This is a genomic window from Streptococcus australis, assembly GCF_019930045.1.
Lineage (GTDB): Bacteria > Bacillota > Bacilli > Lactobacillales > Streptococcaceae > Streptococcus > Streptococcus australis_D.
The window spans coordinates 60586-80910 of sequence record NZ_JAHZQQ010000003.1 but is presented as its reverse complement, the minus strand read 5'-3'; the positions used below and the strand labels follow the sequence as shown (position 1 = coordinate 80910).

Sequence of the window (20325 nt, the reverse complement as noted above, 5' to 3'; positions counted from 1 at the left end):
TATGCTGTTTTTCGCAATTCTAGTATATCAGATGAACGTGTCTTTTGTGTTGCACTTCATTTTACAACAGGGCTTTTAATCTTTTTTGCTTTGTAGCGTGTTTTTGCATCCATGTGGGTCTCCATTCAGTATGCTGTCTATTATAGCATGTTTTTGACTAAAAATCTTCCTGAGAAACCAAGTGATGCTGGAAGGCATAGACCACTGCCTGAGTACGGTCGCTCACTTCTAATTTTGACAAAATATTCGACACATGGGTCTTGACTGTTTTTAATGAAATGAATAACTCATCAGCAATTCGTTGGTTTTCATATCCTTTGGTTAGCAAAGCTAAGATATCTCGTTCACGCGCGGTCAAGTCATCATGGAGTTCCACGTGGTTTTTCCGATACTCTACTTTTTGGCTGACCTCTGTCTCAATTGCCAACTCTCCTTGCTCCACCTTACGAATAGCCCGTAAAATTTCCTCTGCACTGGAAGTTTTGAGCATATAGCCCTTGGCTCCTGCATCCAAGACAGGATAGATTTTTTCATTGTCCAAATAGGATGTTAGGATCAATATTTTTGCATCTGACCACTCCTTTAGGATTGCGAGTGTCGCTTCAATCCCAGTCATATGGGGCATGACAATATCCATAATGATGACATCCGGCCGCTCCTTTAGGGCTAACTCAACACCCTCTTGACCATCACTGGCCTCTAGGACTTGATCAATCCCATCTTGCATACTTAAATAGCTTTTCAAGCCTAATCGGACCATTTCATGATCATCTACTAGTAATAATTTCATCATCTTCTCCTTCTACTAACGGTACTTTAATATCAATAGCCACTCCCTTTTTGGGACTGGTCAAAATCTTAATTCTTCCTGCCATGTCATCTACTCGATCCTGAATATTCTTCATACCGTAACTTAGTTCACCCAAAGATTCTGGATCAAATCCCACTCCATCATCTGCTAATTTGAGATGGAGAGATTGTTCTGTTTGCAACAGATAAACATCCAAGCGCTTCGCATGGGCATGTTTTAGTGTATTGCTCACTACTTCTTGTACAATTCGAAAAATATGCTCTTCAATAGTTTTTGGTAACTTTTGAACATCGTGTTCAAAATAAACTTCTAAATTACTCTTCTCTTGTAGTTCTCTAAAAATCACCTGAAGACCTTCTACCAAGTTTCGACCTTCTAATTCTGTCGGCCGCAAGTGTAATAAGAGAATCCGCAAATCATTTTGAGCGGTGTTTAGAATTTCTGTGACCCCCTTCAACTGTTGCCCTACTTTAGGGAGTTGAAGAACTTGATCCTGACTGGCTACACCGGACAAAATCATATTAGCTGCAAATAATTCTTGGCTCACTGTATCATGGAGATCTCGGGCAATTCGCCTGCGTTCTCTCTCCACAATCTCTTCTTCATTTTGCATAACCCGATTTTCTGTTCGTTGCAAATTTTCTGTCAGGCGTTTGAGCTTGCGATCCAAGCGTTGAAACTCTTCATTAATCTCTTTGTTTTCTCCGAGTTTTAGCTTCTTGCCTTCGAGCAAGTTTCTCAGGTTTTTTTGAACGGTGTTCATAATTGTAAATTGAATCAATTTAATCAATAGAATCATCAATATAGTCAAAGCAACCGTCAAACCAAAGCCGATAAACAGAAAGGCACGAAGTTTTGATAAATCTTCCAGTAGATAGGTCCACTGAAAGTCAAAGAGACCAAAGATCGAATGGATAATTACAGCTAGAATTAAGACCGTATAAAGGAAGATTAAAAGATAGTCTGTTCGTTTCATCCTCTGACGACCTCCACATCTCCTACAATCCCCGCAATAACAAGCTTCACTGTTCGATGGGAACTTCGATAATTTGGAGTCTCCATGCTTACTGTCTCATTTCTCAATTTCCTAGGTTTTTGAGAGAAGAGTCGCAATTCTCCATATAAGGTATTCACCTGCAAGCTAAGCTCCACATCCACCGGCAAAATAATCTTCGTATTACCAAACATCTTTCTCATGATGATGACATTGTCATGATTCACTACAATCACTTCGTCTAAGTGGATCGTATCCTTCCCGAATAAACGTGTAATCGTCAAATCACGAAAATGGCAGTTTACCTTTGAAAAATGATGTAAATCCCCAATCCAAGGCGTTTTCTCTTGTCGGATTTCTACATCTTCCTCATAATCTATCTTCACTTCTTCATTTTCACGGTAAAAATAGGGATAAGCCACCAGCAAGGCATAGACTACGGCAAACAAAAGTGCAGCGATGACATAAGGATTTAACATGACAATAAAAAACAGCAGGATGCTGGATGCCACTAAAAGAAAATTGCTCCGCTGTTTTCCAATGTAATAATACAATAGAAGCAAGCACAGAACCACGATTAGGACGATACGAGATATATTTCCCGCCAAAATAGTGATTGCAGCCATGGTGAGTAACAAAGCTTCAACAAACACAAACAATTGAATCTTCCACATAATTGAACCTCTCCAGTCTATTTTATCAAAATTCTATGGGATTCGCTTCCGCCTCTAGAAGGATTCGTTCCAACTCTCTCTTTACTAAAAAACCCAGACCGATTGGGTCTGGGTTTATAAGGTCATCATGTTAAGATTCTGGTTCAGTAGAAGCCGAAGGTTCCGTATTGGAATGGGATTCCACTGTTGTAGAGCTTGAACTTTCTGATGAACTGCTTGAAGCTTTCGTGCTACTTGATGGTTCCGTCTTCGGTTCGTATACAGTCAAGACAATGCGAGTCTTTTTAATATCGATGCTCGATTGAGCTTCTGGAGTCTGACTCACAATTTGACCTGGTAGGACTTCTACACCATCCGGAAGATGCGATGTGGTCTTCCGTTCAATATTTGCTTCCTTCACCCCGTAGATCTGAACGAGATTAGAGACAGCAAATTCATAATATGAACCGACATAACTTGGTAACTCGATAGAATTACTCTCCTTAGATACTTTCAGAACAACTTTCGTATTAGAAGTCAAATCATATTTTTGTCCAGCAGCAGGAGATTGCTCCATAACGATTCCTGGTTCCACTTCATTGGTCTCGACTTCTTCAATCGAAATGAGCTTGCTAGAAAGCTTATAGGTGGTTTTTAGGTCGTTTTCCGCATCTTCTCTAGACCTACCAGTATAGTCCGGCATATCAAAGGTGCTTGGTCCTTTCGAGACAACCAAATCAACCTTGCTATTTTCCTTTTTCTGAGCTCCTGCATTTGGATTGGTACGGATCACATAACCCTCCAGAACCGAATCACTGTATTCTTCTTTTTCATCTCCAACTTGAAGATCCTGATCTTCAATGATAGCACGCGCTTCTGCCACAGTTTTTCCAGATACGTCCGGAACTGTTTTGTTGGCTGGACTCATATAAAGAAGAAAGGCAAAGGCAGCTAGTACCAAAGCTATGGCTACAAACAAGACCTTGTAGCGCGTCCGCAAACGACGACGTGGCTTATTTTTTGGAGAAACTGGAGCTGTTCTATCCTCTGGAGCCACTGGTCGGTCATCATGAACTGTAGGACGAGTATCTGATGTTGGAAGTGGAGCCGGTTTTGGAACCACGTTCACCTTTGGTAAGGTCTTGGTATCCGCTTTTGAAGCGTCATCAAAGACTAATTTTTTCTCGTTACGACGTTCATAAGATAGGCAACTTGACAAGTCGACATACATTTCAGCTACCGACTTATAGCGATCGGATAGTTTCTTTGCTGTGGCCTTAATCACCACATTTTCCAAGGCCTGCGGAACATTTTTGTTCTCTTCGATGATGGACGGCAGTGGTTTTTGGAAATGTTGCAACGCAATGGTCACTGCACTATCCCCATCATAAGGGATATGACCCGTCAGCATTTCGTAGAAAATAATCCCCATTGCATAGATATCACTTTGAATAGAAGCTTTCGATCCTCTGGCTTGCTCTGGTGATAAATAATGAACCGAACCCAACATAGAGTTGGTCTGGGTGAGACTCGTTTCAGCAAAGGCTACCGCAATCCCAAAGTCAGAAACCTTGGCATTTCCGTCCGATGTTAAAAGGACATTTTGAGGTTTCAAATCACGGTGAATAATACCTTGCGTGTGCGCAAAGCGCATCGCAAGGAGGATTTGCCCCATCAAGCGAACAGCTTCTTCATTTGAGAGAGGAGCATTTTCTTTGATATAGCGTTTCAAGTCCAAACCAGCGACATATTCCATCGCCAAGTATTGTTGGCCATCCTCTTCGCCGATATCCGTGATCCGAACGATATTTGGATGATCCAAATCTGCCATCGCTTTAGCCTCTCGTTGGAAGCGAGCAACTGCAATTGGATCTGTTTGGTAATTGGTCCTCAGTACTTTAACTGCAACTTCTTCACCATCTAAGATTAAATCCCGAGCGAGATAGACGTCTGCCATCCCTCCACGCCCGATTTGACGGATTATCTTATATCGTCCGGCAAAAATTTTGCCGATTTGAATCATGCCACATCCTCCTCAGCAAAGCGAATCAGTACAACTGTAATATTGTCCAAACCGCCAGCATTATTCGCAAAGCGAATCAAGGTTCTTGCCTTTTCTTCAACCGATAAATCGCTGATAACAATATCACGGATTTCATCGCCAGAGATCATATTGGTTAATCCATCACTATTGATAACAATGAAATCTCCCGCTTCAACTGTAACCATACCAAAGTCCGGTTGCAGTTCATCCTTTTGTCCGATGGATTGGGTGATGATATTGCGTTGTGGATGATGAGCTGCCTCTTCTTCCGTAATCTGTCCAGCTTTGAGCAAGGCGTTTACTAAAGAATGGTCACTGGTCATTTGATGGTATTCCCCATTACGCACGAGTCCAATTCGGGAATCTCCTACATGCGCAAATAAGACTTGGTCATCGATAATGGCAACAGCTTCCAGAGTTGTTCCCATTCCTTTATGTTCTTCATCTTGACCAATGCGATGGATCTGCTGGTTTTCTTTTTCCAAATTCTCAGCAAACCACTCTCTTACTTCGTTAATGGTGCTGATTTCAGTCGCTACCCAAGCAGCGCCAAGATCAGTTACAGCCATCTCGCTAGCAATATTACCAGCACGATGTCCTCCCATCCCGTCAGCTAGAAAAATCATGGATTTCCCCGCTTTATTTATATATTGATTTGCATAGTCTTGGTTATTTGTCCGTCTTTGACCTACATCGGTTAAGATAGAAATTTCCATACTGTCCGTATCCTCCTGAGATTACGATATTCTTCGAAAACGACTAATAAAGAAACCATCGCTTCCATACAATTCTGGTGTAATTAAAATACAACCATCTTTCAGAATATCTTTTCGTTCATGATCTATTGGCACGAGTTCAAAATTTGGATGGGTTTCTAAAAACTGGTCAACCACATCAAAATTCTCTTCTCCTATAATTGTGCATGTACTATAGACTATTATACCATCTTTCCGCACACTTTGACAAACTCCATCCAATATTTCCAATTGAATCGCCTGCAGAGATGCAAAGTCAGCATTGTCTTTATTGTACTTGATATCTGGCTTTCGGCGGATCAAACCAATGCCAGAGCAAGGGGCATCTACCAAGATTTTATCGAAGGCATCCGCCCCAAAAGCTTCATATACCTTGCTGGCATCCAGTTTTTTTGTATGAATTTTATCTGCAACTCCCAGACGTTCCGCATTTTCCTGGATCAATTGCAGCTTATGATCGTACAAGTCCAAGGCTGTAATCTTCCCATCGACTAGATAAGAAGCTAGGTGAGTGGTCTTGCCCCCAGGTGCTGCACAGGCATCCAAGACCTGGTCTGATGGTTGGACTTCTAAAGCCGGAGCGACCAATTGACTGGTCTCATCTTGAATGGTTAATTTCCCTTGTTTGAAGTAATCAGAGCCCGCAAAATAGCCATTCTCCTTTACGAGGGCAGTTGAAGCCAATAAAGAATCAGAGGCCTGCAATCGCTCTTTGATCTCTTCTTTTTGGTCCAGGTCGACAACTCGAACACTAGCCTTGTTGCGGACATAGAGACTTTCAAAAATCGCAATGGCCCGCTGTTCACCATACTCGTCCATCAACTTTTTCACCAACCAAACCGGAAGAGAATAACGGATCGAAAGTCGTTTGTTGATTCGTTTAATCTGGTCAATCGATGGAAGCCCCTCTCGTAGCATTTTCCGCAAGAGAGCATTGACATATTTTTCGCTCCCCTTCTTCCGTTGCTTGGCAAGCTCTACTGCTTCATGGACAACAGCATGGGGAGGAATCTTCTCCAGATAGACGAACTGATAGAGGCTCATCAATAAAAGATGATAAATCCATGGATCCACCTGGTCCCGATCAGCGACAAAGTGCGACAGATACCATTCCAAGGTTAGCTTGCGTGAAACCGTCCCATAGACGATTTCGGTTACTAGACTTTTATCTACATCTGACAAGGTCGCCTTAGTCAGGACTTTTTTGAGGGCGATATTTGAAAAAGCACTGTCCTGGAAAATCTCTCCTAGAGCAGATAGGGCTACTCCTCGTGCAGTCTGCATCTTATTTACCAAATTGATCACCTACTTGCAGTTGTCGCCCCAAACCATTTAAGAAATCTCCGACAGCCATCTTGGGTTTACCAGCTGGCTGAACAAGGGTCAAGGCCAGGGCTCCCTCACCCGTCGCAACAACGATTTCATTTTTATGGAGAGCTAAAATTTCCCCTGGTTCTCCTTGACCTTCACACGGTTTTGCTTGGTAAATCTTAAAGCGTTCACCCTTCCATAGAGTATGGGCAACTGGCCAAGGATACATGCCTCGAACTTGGTTAAAGAGTTCACGGTTAGTCCGTGTCCAATCCAGGCGTTCTTCTTCTGGCTTGATATTGGGAGAGAAGGTGACTTGTTGGGAATCCTGCGGTTGGGGCTTAAGCTCTCCCGCAAGGTAAGCTGGCAGAGTTTCTAAAAGAAGATCCCGACCGACAAGAGCCAATTTCTCAAATAGGGTTCCCACATTGTCTTCCTCTAAAATAGGGATAGCGCGAGAAGAAATCATATCTCCAGCATCCATCTCTTTGACCATTTCCATGATGGTCACACCAGCTTCTTTATCCCCATTCATGATAGCATAATGAATAGGAGCTCCACCACGGTATTTTGGAAGAAGGGAAGCATGCACGTTGACAGAAAACTTCATCGCCTCTAACAAACGACTCGGCAAGAATTGTCCAAAGGCTGCTGTGACAATCCCGTCTGCTCCCAAAGCCAATAAGTCTTCTAGTTCTTGACTTCCAGATAGTTTCTCCGGCTGATAGATTGGCAAGCCTGCTTCTAAAGCCACTTCTTTTACTGGCGTCATTCGGATTTCTTTTTTCCGGCCAACTGCACGATCTGGTTGGGTCACAACGGCTAGAATCTCATAGCATTCATCAGAAATCAAGCCTTTTAAGACTGTAGCTGAGAAATCAGGCGTTCCCATAAATAGTATTTTTGTCATTTTTTCTCCTTCTACATAAAACTTTGCGGTTCATTGTCAATGCTGACTCGAAGATCTTGATTTTCCCGCTCTTGAGTATAGTCCAAAATCTGATTTAAAACCTGTGGCAAATGGTCTTCAAACCGGTACTTCAACAGGATTTGATAATGGAACAAATTATGCGTGCGAGCAATCGGTTTTGGCGTTGGTCCCAAGATTTGGACCTGATCGGACAGACCTGCTTTCAACAGGTCCATCACCTGATATGCTTTTTTAACCACGACCTCTTCTTGTTTGTGAGAGAGGGTTAAACCTACGGTGTAATAATAAGGTGGATAGCCTAATTGGTGGCGCACCTTCATTTCATAGGCATAAAACCCTTCATAATCTTGGCGTTTCGCATATTCAATAGCATAATGATGAGGATTATAGGTCTGAATCAGAACCTGGCCCTCTTTATCCGCACGACCAGCCCGCCCTGCCACCTGGGTTAACAGTTGGAAAGTCCGCTCTGACGAGCGAAAATCAGGCAAATTTAGAGCTGTATCAGCATTGAGGACACCGACTAGCGTTACATTGGGGAAATCCAAGCCCTTGGCAATCATCTGGGTCCCAAGCAAAATATCCGCTTGCCCTTGACCGAACTGGTCCAACAAGGCCTCGTGACTCCCTTTTTTCCGAGTAGTATCAACGTCCATCCGCAGAATACAAGCCTCGGGGAAAATTTCTTGCAGCTCATCGTAGGCCTTCTGGGTCCCCGTCCCGTAATAACGAATCGATCGACTTTGACAATTAGGGCAGACTGTTGGAATGGCCTTGTGGTAATTACAATAATGGCAATCCATCGTCTTGGTATCCATGTGAAGGGTCAAGGAAATATCACAATTCGGACAGGTATCTACATAACCGCACTCCCGACACATCACAAAGCTGGAATAACCCCGGCGATTGAGCATGAGGACGACTTGCTCTTTTCGTTGCAGACGTTCTACTATCGCTTCTAGCAACTTAGGTGTATAGGTTCCGGATTCTTGCTGGCCAATATAATCCCTGAAATCAATCACTTCCACCTCTGGAATACGGGCAAGAGGATTAGCTCGTTGGGTCAATTGAAGAAATTCATAGACTCCTTTTCCTGCTCGGGCTCGTGTTTCTAGACTAGGTGTCGCCGACCCCAAGACCAAAACAGCCCGGTGATACTGAGCTCGTAGCAAGGCCACTTCACGCGCATGGTAGCGAGGATTGCTATCTTGTTTATAGGTAGCCTCATGTTCTTCATCGATAATGATAGCCCCTAGGTTCTTCAGAGGTGCAAAGATAGCAGACCGCGCTCCTACGACCACTTGAGCTTCTCCACGTTCAACACGTCTCCACTCATCGTATTTTTCACCGTTGGATAGACCTGAATGAAGGATGGCCACCCGATCCCCAAAGCGAGAAATGAAGCGATCCGTCACTTGAGGCGTCAAGGAAATTTCAGGAACCAACATAATAGCTGTTTTCCCCTTATCCAGCACCTCTTGGATGATTTGGAGGTAAACTTCCGTCTTTCCACTTCCTGTCACCCCTTCTAGCAAGAAGGGTTTGGAAGGTTGCCCAATTTTGCTGGTTACCGCTTGAACTGCTCGTTCTTGTTCAGCATTTAAAACCAAGGCCTCTGTCGACTCTTTGTCTTTAAAGTAGGCAGCCGCACGATTGACTTCTTTTTCAAAAATAAGCAAGGCACCCTGGTCGATGAAATAGTTCACAACTGGACGAGAGAATTCCGCCAATAAATCACTCAAAGGTGCTTCTTCTTCCTGACCTTGGACAAAGTCTCGCAAGGCCAAGCGCTTTTTAGCATTCTTAGCGATTTCCAAATTTTCAAGTAGGGGTTGATTTACTCGATACCATTTTTCTGTTTTGATATGTTTACGATCCACTGCTTGGTATTCTACTTCCAGCTCTCCCTTACGAGTCAGTCGCATCATTCGTGCTTGAGCATCAATATCCAAAGAAGAAAAGGCCAAGCTGGTCGCTGTTCCAAAAATGTCTTCTCTATCCTCTGGCGATAACAGTTCTGTCGGATGGAGAATTTTGTCATAGGAAGAATTTAAAACACTCGGTAGCATGGCTTTTAAGAGGGTGATCTTGTAGGCAAAAACCGTCTTCCGCAACTGATCTGCCAGCCAAAATTGCTCCTCTCCTAGAACTGGTTGGTAGTCTAAGACCTCCACAATACTTTTCAATTCTTGGTCTTGAGCTGCTGGAGTGGTCTCTTCAAGGCCAACCACAATCCCTTGAATGAGCCGATTTCCCTTTCCAAAGGGAACATGCACCCGCATTCCTTTTTCCAAGAAAGGAGAAAACTCTCCTGGTACCTGGTAACTATAGGGTTTGTCTGTTTGCATCAAGGGAACATCAACGATGACTTGTGCGAGCATGCTTTCACCTCCTTCCTGTCCTAGCGCTAAATAGCAAAAAATAAGATTGAGCGAACCCAACCTTAAATTTTTTCACCATCTTCTTTTTCTTTCGCGATTTGTTCTTTAATTTTACGCTCTTCTTCTTCTTTACGCAAGCGTTCTGCTTCGATTCGACGACGAACCGCTTCACGCTTAGCTTCTGGATCTGGGTGAATCACCACATTTCCTGATTCAATCTCTTCCAAGGCACGCAAGGTAGATTTTACTGATTGAAATTCTTGAGTAGGAGTTGCACCACTCTCTAACTCATGAGCTCGTTTGGCTTCAAGAATAACCAAAGAGTATTTTGACGGTACTTTATCCAACAATGTGTCAATAGATGGTTTTAACATCATAATCTTTTTACCTAATTCCTATTCTAATTATCGTACCACTTGAGTGGCTTTGGGAAGCATTTCTTGGTAGTGACCAATGACCCGATCAACACGGAAATGTTCTGCCTCAATCACACGTTTAACACGTTCTGCAGCCAAAGGTACTTGATCGTTGACAATGGCATAATCGTACTCCCGCATGAGGGCAATTTCTTCTTTTGCTTTTTCAATCCGCTGGGCAATGACTTCCGCACTATCTGTGCCGCGTCCAACCAAACGGTCTTGCAATTCATCCAAATCTGGAGGAGTTAAGAAAATGAAGACGGCATCTGGTACCTTTTTCTTGACCTGCAAAGCCCCTTGCACCTCGATTTCAAGGAAAACATCGATCCCTTTATCGAGGGTTTCGTTCACATAGGTCAAGGGAGTCCCATAGTAATTGCCAACATATTCAGCATATTCGAGCATTTGACCTTGACGAATCAATTCCTCAAATTCTTCACGTGTCCGGAAGAAATAATCTACTCCGTCCACTTCACCTGGACGTTGTGCACGTGTTGTCATCGATACTGAGTATTGAAACTGATTGTCTGAGCTTTCAAAAATCTCACGTCTAACCGTTCCTTTCCCAACACCTGAGGGCCCTGAGAAAACGATTAATAATCCTCGATCCGCCATTTTGTCTCCTTCGCTGTCTTTCTATCTAGTGTAACAAAAATAGAAAGATTTTTCAACAGATTTTTCCTTGAGGCAAGGCCCTAACCACTTCTCTACCAATGAACCATTTCATCTGTGCTAACCCATTTTTAACACGACTCACAAAAAAATAGCCAACTAAGGTTGTTCCACCTTAGCTGACTATCTTTTATATATGGCTTTTAACAAGCTCTATTTTGCATAATCAATGGCACGTAATTCACGAATAACGGTTACCTTGATGTTACCAGGGTACTCCAAGTTGGACTCAATCTTCTCACGGATATCATGAGCCAAGATGGTCAACTTATCATCCTTGACTTCTTCAGGGCTGACCATAATTCGAATTTCACGACCTGCTTGCAAGGCAAAGCTGGTCTTAACTCCCTCAAAGCCATTTGCAATTTCTTCAAGATCTTGCAGGCGTTTGATGTAGCTTTCAAGAGACTCGCTCCGGGCACCTGGACGCGCTGCACTCAAGGCATCTGCTGCTGCAACAATAACTGCGATGACACTTTCTGGTTCAACATCACCATGGTGACTAGCAATCGTATTGACAACAACTGGATGCTCTTTGTATTTACGAGCTAATTCAGTACCAATTTCTACGTGGCTACCTTCTACCTCACGGTCGATGGCTTTACCAATATCATGAAGGAAACCAGCTCGACGAGCCAAGGTAGCATTTTCACCAAGCTCACTAGCAATAATACCAGATAACTTAGCAACCTCAATGGAGTGACGCAAGACGTTCTGTCCATAAGAAGTTCTGAATTGTAAGCGTCCCATAATCTTCATCAAATCAGGATGTAGATTTGGTGCGCCAATTTCATAGGCTGCTGCTTCACCATATTCACGAATCCGTTGGTCAATTTCCGAACGGTTCTTCTCTACCAACTCTTCAATCCGAGCTGGATGGATGCGACCATCTTTCAAGAGACTTTCCATGGTCATTCGTGCGATTTCCCGACGAATCGGATCAAATGCAGACAGGGTGACTACTTCTGGAGTGTCATCAATAATCACATCCACACCTGTCAAGCTTTCGAAGGTTCGGATATTTCGACCTTCGCGACCAATAATCCGGCCCTTCATTCCATCATCTGGTAAATGAACCGTTGAGTTGGTCTGTTCTGCCACAAAATCCCCGGCCATCCGTTGCATGGCTTGAACCAGGATATCTTTTGCAACTTTATCTGAACGTTCTTTCACTTCCACTTCTGCTTCTCGAATTCGAGTCGCAATCTCTTTGGAAAGTCGTTCTTCTGTTTGCGTTAAGATAATATCACGTGCTTCCGATTGAGTCAGAGAAGCAATTTTTTCTAATTCTTCTTCTTTCTTCTTTTCTAGCTCATGTAATTGTTCTTCACGCGCATCAATGTGTTTAGTTCTATCTGAAAGACTTTGCTCTTTTTGTTCAAGAGCTTGCTCTTTGCTCGTAAGATTGTCATCTTTGCGATCAAGATTATTCGAACGTTCCGCTAAGCGGGTTTCTAATTGTTTTAATTCTTGACGCTCTGATTTAAACTCAGCATCGACTTCTTCTCGATATTTTCTGGCTTCTTCCTTTGCCTCCAAAAGTGCTTCTTTTTTAAGTGAACTAGACTCGTGCTTAGCTTCTTTCAAAATCAAATCAGCTTCGCGCTCTGCCTGTCCACGTAAATTCGTTGCTTCTTGTTCAGCATTTAAAAGAGTAAGTTCTGCAGCCTCTTTCGATGCTTTCATCTTGACTGAGATCCCTACATATCCAATGACTAAACCAATGATTGCGGCAAAAACAATTGCAATTCCAAATTCCATGTTTTTACCCCTAATCTAATGAATAGTTGAATTAAAAAATTCTTTATTATTTTATCATATTTTTACAAAATTAACAAACAAATTTTCTAGCGAAAACTAATCTATTTCTGCTATTATTCTAAGGCTTCTTTCCCTTGATTCTAACGGGAAAACACCCTAAAAACAAGCTTCTGAATCTTATTTCAACGGCTACTTGCCTCTCTCTTCTCTTATGTTTTCATCCACTGACAATTGTGCTATAATCAAGAAAAAAGAAATTGAGGAAGATACATGACGAAAGAAGTTATCGTGGAAAGTTTTGAACTAGACCACACTGCTGTAAAAGCCCCTTACGTCCGCCTAATCGGAGAGGAAACTGGACCAAAAGGAGATGTTATCTCAAACTATGATATCCGCTTGGTTCAACCAAATGAAGACTCTATCCCGACTGCTGGTTTACATACGATTGAGCACCTCTTAGCTATGTTAATCCGTAAACGCATTGATGGCATGATTGATTGTTCCCCATTTGGGTGTCGTACTGGCTTTCATATGATTATGTGGGGACAGCACGATCAAAAAACCATTGCACAAGTCATTAAATCCTCCCTAGAGGAAATTGCTGAAGCGACTAGCTGGGAGGACGTCCCAGGAACGACGATTAAATCTTGCGGAAACTATAAAGATCACAGCCTCTTTTCTGCCAAAGAGTGGTGCAAATTGATTCTCGAACAAGGTATTTCTGACGATCCATTCACACGCCATATCGTATAAAAAACAAAAGACTTCTCTTTCAAAGAGAAGTCTTTTTTAATTCTTAATAATCCAATGCATCGGAATGACCTTTCCCGTTTCCGACAAAGTAGCCTGTTTTAGCATTGATACTAAACAAATAAGTTCCATCTGGTTTAAAGAGGTTGTAGTAACCATTCCCCTTGATAATATTCACACGCTCCAGAATGTATTGATCCCCAATGATATGACCACGTTCCCGAGCAATCTTTAGAATCTTTTCAAGGACTCCTGGATTAAAGGTCCAAGCAGGATTGTAAACATCATCAAGCGCCGCCTGATTGTATGGTACCCGACTCAAATTCCGTTGAAGAGGCACACCAGTACTTTGAAGACCAAAGCCAGAGTATCCAGGATTAACACCTCCTGTTGTATTGCCAGCCCCTGGTGTCACTTGAGGAGAGCTAGGTGCGGTTGTCACTGTTGCGGGACTAGTCGTCGCCGAAACTCCACCTGTACTATTCCCTCCATCTGTGACTGGAGCTGGTGTCGCAACTTGTTGCGAACGACCTTGAGTCGCAGCATCCTTCAACAATTGATTCAATTGTGTATTGGCTGTTGAAGCATCTGAAAAGACTGCATCACTTTTCACTTGAGCATTGGCATCAATAACACCATCTTTGATAACTGGACTGGTAAACTGAGAGTTCACTGTCTGAATCGCTGATACTTGCTTGACCAATTCATCATACTTCGTCTTCGCAGCTTCGTACTCTTTGGTATCTTTCAACTTATCCAAGCTTGCTTTTAATTTTTCCAAATTACCAAAAGAATCATTTTTTAGGCTTGTTTTAGAGTCATCTGTAAAGAAGCTGGCATATTGATCATTAAATTCTTTGAGAGCAGCTTCCGTGTTAACGCTACTTGAAGAAGAAGAAGAAGAAGAGGAAGAAGACTTGCTTGACGAGCTAGAAGAAGAAACAAGCTTGGTTTCCCCATTTGATTGGTTGCGCATCCATTGGTAAGAGAACCAGCTAGCTGTCGCCACTGCTGTTAAAGCAAGAACTGAAAGGAGGACTGGCTTCACACGACTCTTTTTCGGCTCCACTGGGATCTCAATTTCTTCTTCTACGTATGGTTCTGTTGGTTCTGGACCAAATTTAATCTTAGCTGGACGTTCTAGGGGAAGGGGATCTGGAATCCGCTTTGTCTCTCCTAAATCCTCTGTTTCAACTGCTACAGGCGTTTCTTCAACTGGAGCATCTGTACTTCCTGTGATTTCTTCAGTCGCCAAAGGTTGTTTCATGATGAGGGTATCAAACTTATCAGCTTCGATTTCTTCTCGGTGTTGCTTGATGTACTTATCGAGAACATTGTCCGTCTCTTTAACACCTGCTTCGATCTCTTCTGCCTTACGATTGGCTTGACCGATGGTCATTTCTTTTGCATCTTGAAAATCAAGAACTGACTCTGCATCTTGACCCAATTGCTGTTTATCTTCTTTTGTCATATGCTTCCTTTCTCATTTGACGATTGTCGTCGCACCCGTTCTCCAAAAAATTGATACAAATCAACCTTTAAGGTCCCGTTATATAATTTCCGTTTTTTATCTGCTGGACGCCCAAATTTCTTCTCAAAGTTTTCATCACTGGTCAAGATAAACTTACTCCAGGTCGTCAGGGGAGCAAAAACCTCACCCATTTCAGCATACAGTTTTGTAACTCCAGCATCATCAGATAAGCGTTCTCCATATGGAGGGTTGGAGATGATGACTCCATTGATCTTATCAGACCGCAAATCTTGAACTCGCATTTGTTTAAAGGTGATGTCGCTAGCGACCCCAGCTTTTTGAGCATTCTCTTTAGCAATCTCAACCATCCGCGCATCGATATCCGTTCCCATAATATCCAACACTAGGTCCCGATTGATTTTTTTACTGGCCTCTGTGCGAACTTCTTGGATCAGACGATCGTCTACCCAATTCCAGTCTTCAAAAGAGAAGGTTCGTCTCAAACCGGGTGCTATCTGACGAGCCATCATCGCTGCCTCGATACAGAAGGTCCCTGATCCACATGTAGGATCAATCAAAGGTTTATCTGGATACCAATTGGAAAGTTGGAGAATAGCTGCCGCCATATTTTCTTTAATTGGAGCTCCCCCTTTTTCAGTCCGATAGCCACGTTTGAATAGACTACTACCTGTCGTATCAATCAAGATCGTTGCTAGGTCCTTCAAAATAGAAACTTCGATTTTAAACTCTGCGCCATTTTCAATCAGAGGAACCCCTTCAGGGCGAGCATAATGCTTCTGCAATTTCTTAACGATAGCTTTTTTCGAAATAGCTTGTACACTCGGTTCATTGTGTAGTTTGGACTTGACACACTTCGCCTTTGCAATTGGGAAGCGAGCCCCTAAAGGAAGGTGTTGAGCCCAATCTAAGGCAAAAACTCCTTGGAAAAGTTCCTCAAAGGTAGGAGCTGGAAATGACCCGACCACAATCTTGATCCGATCAGCTGCTCGAAGCCAGAGATTGGTTTCGATGATCGCACGAACATCTCCCTGAAAACGAACGCGACCATTTTCCACTTGACAGTCATAGCCCAGATCTCGTAATTCACGACCTACTACAGCCTCTAGACCAGCTGCAGCTGTCGCGATCAATTCAAATTGTTTTTTCATTTGTTACCCATTACTTAAAAAAGGAGGTTGAGATCACTCTCCCCCTCACCACCTATATGCAATTTTCTATAAGCCATGTTTTGTTCCAGAAATGACTAGGTACCATTCCCTTCGATAATCATCTGTCTACTGTTTCCAGTCAGGATACTATGTTCGTTTCCATGCATCCCATGCCCCGACCAAAGTTTGGGTTGCTAGCTTGAGGGGTTTACCTCGTTCCACTTTTTAGGTTTCCCTAAAAACTACGTCACTGTGGCACTTTCAGAGTTACTAAAACCTATCCGAAGACTTAGCCCGTTCGCTCGCCGTAACTTGAACATCAAGTCCCTAGGCTTATGGATTCACCTAGCACAAACACTACAGGCATCACAGCCTGTGCTAGCATGGACTTTCCTCATGAGAGAAAGCTCTCACGCGATTATCCAAAAATTGCACGATTCATCTTTTATGTCTTAAAAATCACGATCTACGACTTGTTTCCCGAAGACTTCTTTTTCAAGACGATTTAAGCGTTTCAAAATATCGAAGTTTGTCGTAGTAGTGACCTGAGGAAACTCATGCTTTGGAGCAGATTCAGGAACTGATGGACTCGGAGTTGCTTGACTCGTTTTCTTCGCTAATTCTTCACGGAGCCGAGCATTTTCTTCTTTCAATTCCTTCACTAAGGCAGCATAGGTTTCATAGTCTTTGATGACATCATCCAAAAACTCATTTACCTCAACTTTACTAAATCCACGAACTTCTTTTTTGAAATCTTGATCAAAAATATCTTTCGCAGTAAAAATAATACTTGCCATCATTCTCTCCGTTCTAGTTAATCATAATCATTATATAAAAAATGAGGAGCAAAAATCAAGGTAAATCACTTATTTTTCGCAAATTTTTTCCGCTACTTCATTTAAGTCATCAAAGTTTAATCTTTTGACATGATACTGATCCATTTCTAGCATCATTTTGTAAAGATATTTGAGATTTGTTTCATGTTCTGGGTCGTAAAATAAATAAGCACCATCTGTATTTTCTAACAAAAAAGTATTGTATTCTTTAAATTGGCCTGGCTGGCTATAAGAGGGATAGGCATACTTGACAAAATCAGCCTGTTTAAAGCGACTAAGGAGTTCTTGATTGGCCTCATTCCAGTTCTCTCCTTGGTTTTCAAACATAAAAATCGTGGCCAGCTGTATCTCGTATTCTTTTTTTAATTCCTGGGCAACCTCTAAGGCCCAGGATTCAAAACCTAGATTACCCGTAAAAATCAGCCACTTAACGCCCTCTTCCAAATAACGGACTAAATCCCTGCGAATCGCCTCTTTAATAATGGGAAGTCTGGGGTCCTTAGCTGTCAAAATTCCCAATTCAAATGCCTTATAACCTGTAATCAGTAAACTATTCATTATTTCCCCTCCCTTCTTCATTTTGTGATATAATAGAGTGATGTAATTGTACCAATAAGGAGAATGATGGTCAACTATCCTCACAAACTTAGCAAGAAATCTTCTTCGCCCATCCAGAGGAAGCAAAGTGTAAACTTTGCCAATCGGGGGATGACATTTGAAAAAATGATTAATGAGAGCAATCAGTACTACCTTTCTAAAGGGCTAGCGGTGATTCATAAAAAGCCGACCCCCATCCAGATTGTAAAGGTGGACTATCCTCATCGCAGTCGGGCAAAGATTGTAGAAGCTTATTTTCGCCAGGCGTCTACCACAGACTATTCTGGTGTTTATAAAGGACACTACATTGATTTTGAAGCAAAAGAGACCCAGCAAAAACAATCCATGCCGATGAAAAACTTTCACCAGCACCAGATTGATCACATGGCAGCGGTCGTCCAACAGGGAGGAATTTGTTTCGTGCTCTTGCATTTTGCAAAGCTCAATGAGACCTATCTACTGCCCGCTCCTTCCTTAATCGACTTTTACAACATCGATCACGGCAGTAAATCTATGCCATTGACCTTTATACAGAAAAATGGTTTTCGTATCGAGACAGATCGCCTTCCAAGCGTCCCTTATCTCGATATTATCGAACAGAATCTACTAGGCGGTAATTAAATGAACAAACAAACAGTTATCCAGTGGTTAAAATATGCAGCGATTGCGGCTATTTCCTTATTTTTCCTTTTACTTATTCTGGGTGGATTGGTATTTGGATACTATGCCGCAAAAGCACCGACTCTTTCTGAGAAAGACCTCGTCGCAACGACATCAAGTAAAATCTATGATAATCAAAACAATCTGATTGCAGATTTGGGTGCCGAAAAACGAATTAATGTGAAGACCAGTGAAATCCCAACAGACTTGGTGAATGCGATTGTGGCAATTGAAGACCACCGTTATTTTAACCATAGAGGTCTAGACTTTATTCGTATTGGAGGAGCCTTCTTCAATAACCTCCGAGGAGGTCGCCAAGGGGGATCCACTCTCACACAGCAGTTAATCAAGCTCACTTACTTCTCTACTTCTTCGTCCGATCAAACCCTGTCACGAAAAATTCAAGAAGCTTGGCTTGCTACTCAATTAGAACAAAAAGCAACCAAACAAGAGATTTTGACCTACTACATCAACAAAGTTTATATGTCTAACGGAAACTACGGGATGCAGACAGCTGCTCGTAGTTATTATGCCAAAGATTTGAAGGAACTTTCTCTCCCACAATTAGCCCTATTGGCCGGAATGCCTCAGGCACCGAACCAATACGACCCATACACTCATCCGGAAGCTGCTCTCCAACGCCGTAATCTGGTTCTCAAAGAAATGTTAGATATGAAGTCTATCTCTAACGAACAGTATGAAAGTGCCGTCAATACACCTGTTACAGATGGTTTACAAAGTCTAACCAGCTCAAGCAACTATCCTGCTTATATGGATAACTACCTCAAAGAAGTCATCCAACAAGTCGAAGAAGAGACAGGCTACAATGTCTTGACAACTGGTATGGATGTATACACCAACGTCGATACCGCAGCTCAAAAACGCCTGTGGGATATTTACAACTCTGACGAATATGTCAATTATCCAGATAATGAGTTGCAAGTTGCTTCTACTATCGTCGATGTGACAAACGGAAAAGTCATTGCTCAGTTGGGATCTCGTCATCAATCATCTAATGTATCCTTCGGTACCAACCAAGCTGTAGAAACGAACCGAGATTGGGGTTCTACAATGAAACCTATCTCAGACTATGCTCCCGCGATTGAACATGAAGAATATAGCTCCACTGGAGTAACCATTCCTGATACACCGTACAACTTCCCTGGTACAAATACGCAAATTTATAACTGGGATAGACAATACTATGGCAATATCAGCATGGTCTATGCTCTCCAACAATCCCGTAACGTTCCTGCGGTCCGGGCCCTTGAAAAAGTTAGTTTGAAGAAGGCTCAGAAATTCTTGAGCAGCATCGGAATCGATTATCCAGAAATGGTATATGCAAATGCCATCTCAAGTAATACCAGCGACTCTAGCAACAAATACGGGGCTAGCAGTGAGAAGATGGCCGCTGCTTATGCAACATTCGCAAATGGCGGTACCTATTACAAGCCACAATATGTGAATCGGGTTGTCTTTAGCGATGGTACAACGAAGAACTTTGATACCTCTGGAACGCGAGTGATGAAAGAAGCCACCGCTTACATGATGACTGATATGTTGAAATCTGTTATCACAGCTGGTACAGGATACAACGCTTATATCTCCGGTCTTTATCATGCCGGTAAAACAGGTACCTCTAACTATTCAGACAATGAATTGAAGAAACTAACCAAAGACTACAGTTACTCAAGCATTGTGACACCAGATGAATTGTTTGTGGGTTACACCACTCAATATTCTATGGCTGTTTGGACAGGGTACACCAATCGCTTGACTCCCGTACTGGATGATGGAATCAAAGTCGCAACAGATGTCTACAAACAAATGATGTTGTATTTGTATGAGCAAAACGGATCAGGTAGCACTGATTGGACCCAACCAAGTGGTGTATACCGTAGCGGTTCTTACCTATATCTCAATAATGGTAAGAATAACTACAATTACTACTATTATGAGCCAAGCTATACAGTTGAAGAAACGAGCGAATCAACAGAAGAAAGCTCAAGTTCATCTAGCTCAGAAGAGAATTCTGAACACACAGAATCATCTTCTAAAGAGAATGAGCAAAATCACTAATTAGACCACACTATATGAATAAAACACGATT

Annotated in this window: 18 protein-coding genes and 1 other RNA gene; 3 read left to right on the top strand and 16 right to left on the bottom strand. The window is 42.4% G+C overall.

Annotation, left to right across the window (positions count from 1 at the left end; genetic code table 11):
- Nucleotides 1–157: 157 nt before the first annotated feature.
- From K1J10_RS01585 to K1J10_RS01535, 11 genes are all read right to left on the bottom strand, one after another.
- Nucleotides 158–790, bottom strand: a complete 633-nt coding sequence (locus K1J10_RS01585) for a response regulator transcription factor (protein ID WP_061563639.1) — start codon at nt 788–790, stop codon at nt 158–160.
- Nucleotides 768–1787, bottom strand: coding sequence for an envelope stress sensor histidine kinase LiaS (locus K1J10_RS01580; protein WP_048691922.1), 1020 nt, complete (start codon nt 1785–1787; stop codon nt 768–770). Before K1J10_RS01580 ends, K1J10_RS01585 begins: the two co-directional genes overlap by 23 nt.
- Nucleotides 1784–2479, bottom strand: a complete 696-nt coding sequence (gene liaF / locus K1J10_RS01575) for a cell wall-active antibiotics response protein LiaF (RefSeq protein ID WP_223355655.1) — start codon at nt 2477–2479, stop codon at nt 1784–1786. Before liaF ends, K1J10_RS01580 begins: the two co-directional genes overlap by 4 nt.
- A gap of 130 nt (nt 2480–2609) precedes the next feature.
- Nucleotides 2610–4481: a Stk1 family PASTA domain-containing Ser/Thr kinase gene (gene pknB, locus K1J10_RS01570; protein WP_223355654.1), complete on the bottom strand. Its 1872-nt coding sequence runs from the start codon at nt 4479–4481 to the stop codon at nt 2610–2612.
- On the bottom strand, nt 4478–5218 hold the full coding sequence (locus K1J10_RS01565) for a Stp1/IreP family PP2C-type Ser/Thr phosphatase (RefSeq protein WP_223355653.1): 741 nt from the start codon (nt 5216–5218) through the stop codon (nt 4478–4480). Before K1J10_RS01565 ends, pknB begins: the two co-directional genes overlap by 4 nt.
- Before the next feature lie 21 nt (nt 5219–5239).
- On the bottom strand, nt 5240–6553 hold the full coding sequence (gene rsmB, locus K1J10_RS01560) for a 16S rRNA (cytosine(967)-C(5))-methyltransferase RsmB (RefSeq protein WP_223355652.1): 1314 nt from the start codon (nt 6551–6553) through the stop codon (nt 5240–5242).
- Nucleotides 6543–7478, bottom strand: coding sequence for a methionyl-tRNA formyltransferase (gene fmt / locus K1J10_RS01555; RefSeq protein ID WP_223355651.1), 936 nt, complete (start codon nt 7476–7478; stop codon nt 6543–6545). The genes rsmB and fmt overlap by 11 nt, the downstream gene beginning before the upstream one ends.
- Nucleotides 7479–7489: 11 nt before the next feature.
- Entirely contained in the window at nt 7490–9880 is a 2391-nt protein-coding gene (locus tag K1J10_RS01550; protein ID WP_223355650.1) for a primosomal protein N', read from the bottom strand.
- A gap of 62 nt (nt 9881–9942) precedes the next feature.
- The gene (gene rpoZ, locus K1J10_RS01545) at nt 9943–10257 is read right to left on the bottom strand and encodes a DNA-directed RNA polymerase subunit omega (RefSeq protein WP_006596845.1); all 315 of its coding nucleotides are present in this window, start codon (nt 10255–10257) and stop codon (nt 9943–9945) included.
- 27 nt (nt 10258–10284) lie between these two features.
- Entirely contained in the window at nt 10285–10914 is a 630-nt protein-coding gene (gene gmk / locus K1J10_RS01540; RefSeq protein ID WP_006596846.1) for a guanylate kinase, read from the bottom strand.
- Between the two features lie 210 nt (nt 10915–11124).
- On the bottom strand, nt 11125–12732 hold the full coding sequence (locus K1J10_RS01535; protein ID WP_223355649.1) for a ribonuclease Y: 1608 nt from the start codon (nt 12730–12732) through the stop codon (nt 11125–11127).
- Between the two features lie 270 nt (nt 12733–13002).
- On the opposite strand from K1J10_RS01535, the gene K1J10_RS01530 reads away from it, so the two are divergent.
- Nucleotides 13003–13485, top strand: coding sequence for an S-ribosylhomocysteine lyase (locus K1J10_RS01530; RefSeq protein ID WP_223355648.1), 483 nt, complete (start codon nt 13003–13005; stop codon nt 13483–13485).
- Between the two features lie 43 nt (nt 13486–13528).
- Here K1J10_RS01530 and K1J10_RS01525 read toward each other — a convergent pair whose 3' ends face one another.
- The 5 genes from K1J10_RS01525 to K1J10_RS01505 form a co-directional block, all read right to left on the bottom strand.
- A complete protein-coding gene (locus K1J10_RS01525; RefSeq protein WP_223355647.1) occupies nt 13529–14953 on the bottom strand; it encodes a cell division site-positioning protein MapZ family protein in 1425 nt (474 codons plus the stop codon).
- Complete coding sequence (locus K1J10_RS01520; RefSeq protein ID WP_223355646.1) at nt 14950–16122, bottom strand: THUMP domain-containing class I SAM-dependent RNA methyltransferase; 1173 nt, start codon at nt 16120–16122, stop codon at nt 14950–14952. Before K1J10_RS01520 ends, K1J10_RS01525 begins: the two co-directional genes overlap by 4 nt.
- Nucleotides 16123–16186: 64 nt before the next feature.
- Nucleotides 16187–16552: RNase P RNA component class B (gene rnpB / locus K1J10_RS01515), an RNA gene on the bottom strand.
- 22 nt (nt 16553–16574) lie between these two features.
- A complete protein-coding gene (gene gpsB, locus K1J10_RS01510) occupies nt 16575–16919 on the bottom strand; it encodes a cell division regulator GpsB (RefSeq protein WP_006597079.1) in 345 nt (114 codons plus the stop codon).
- 69 nt (nt 16920–16988) lie between these two features.
- Nucleotides 16989–17516: a DUF1273 domain-containing protein gene (locus K1J10_RS01505; protein WP_061564792.1), complete on the bottom strand. Its 528-nt coding sequence runs from the start codon at nt 17514–17516 to the stop codon at nt 16989–16991.
- 66 nt (nt 17517–17582) lie between these two features.
- On the opposite strand from K1J10_RS01505, the gene recU reads away from it, so the two are divergent.
- Nucleotides 17583–18176, top strand: a complete 594-nt coding sequence (recU, locus tag K1J10_RS01500; protein ID WP_061564791.1) for a Holliday junction resolvase RecU — start codon at nt 17583–17585, stop codon at nt 18174–18176.
- Nucleotides 18177–20294: a penicillin-binding protein PBP1A gene (gene pbp1a / locus K1J10_RS01495; protein ID WP_223355645.1), complete on the top strand. Its 2118-nt coding sequence runs from the start codon at nt 18177–18179 to the stop codon at nt 20292–20294.
- Nucleotides 20295–20325: the final 31 nt, after the last annotated feature.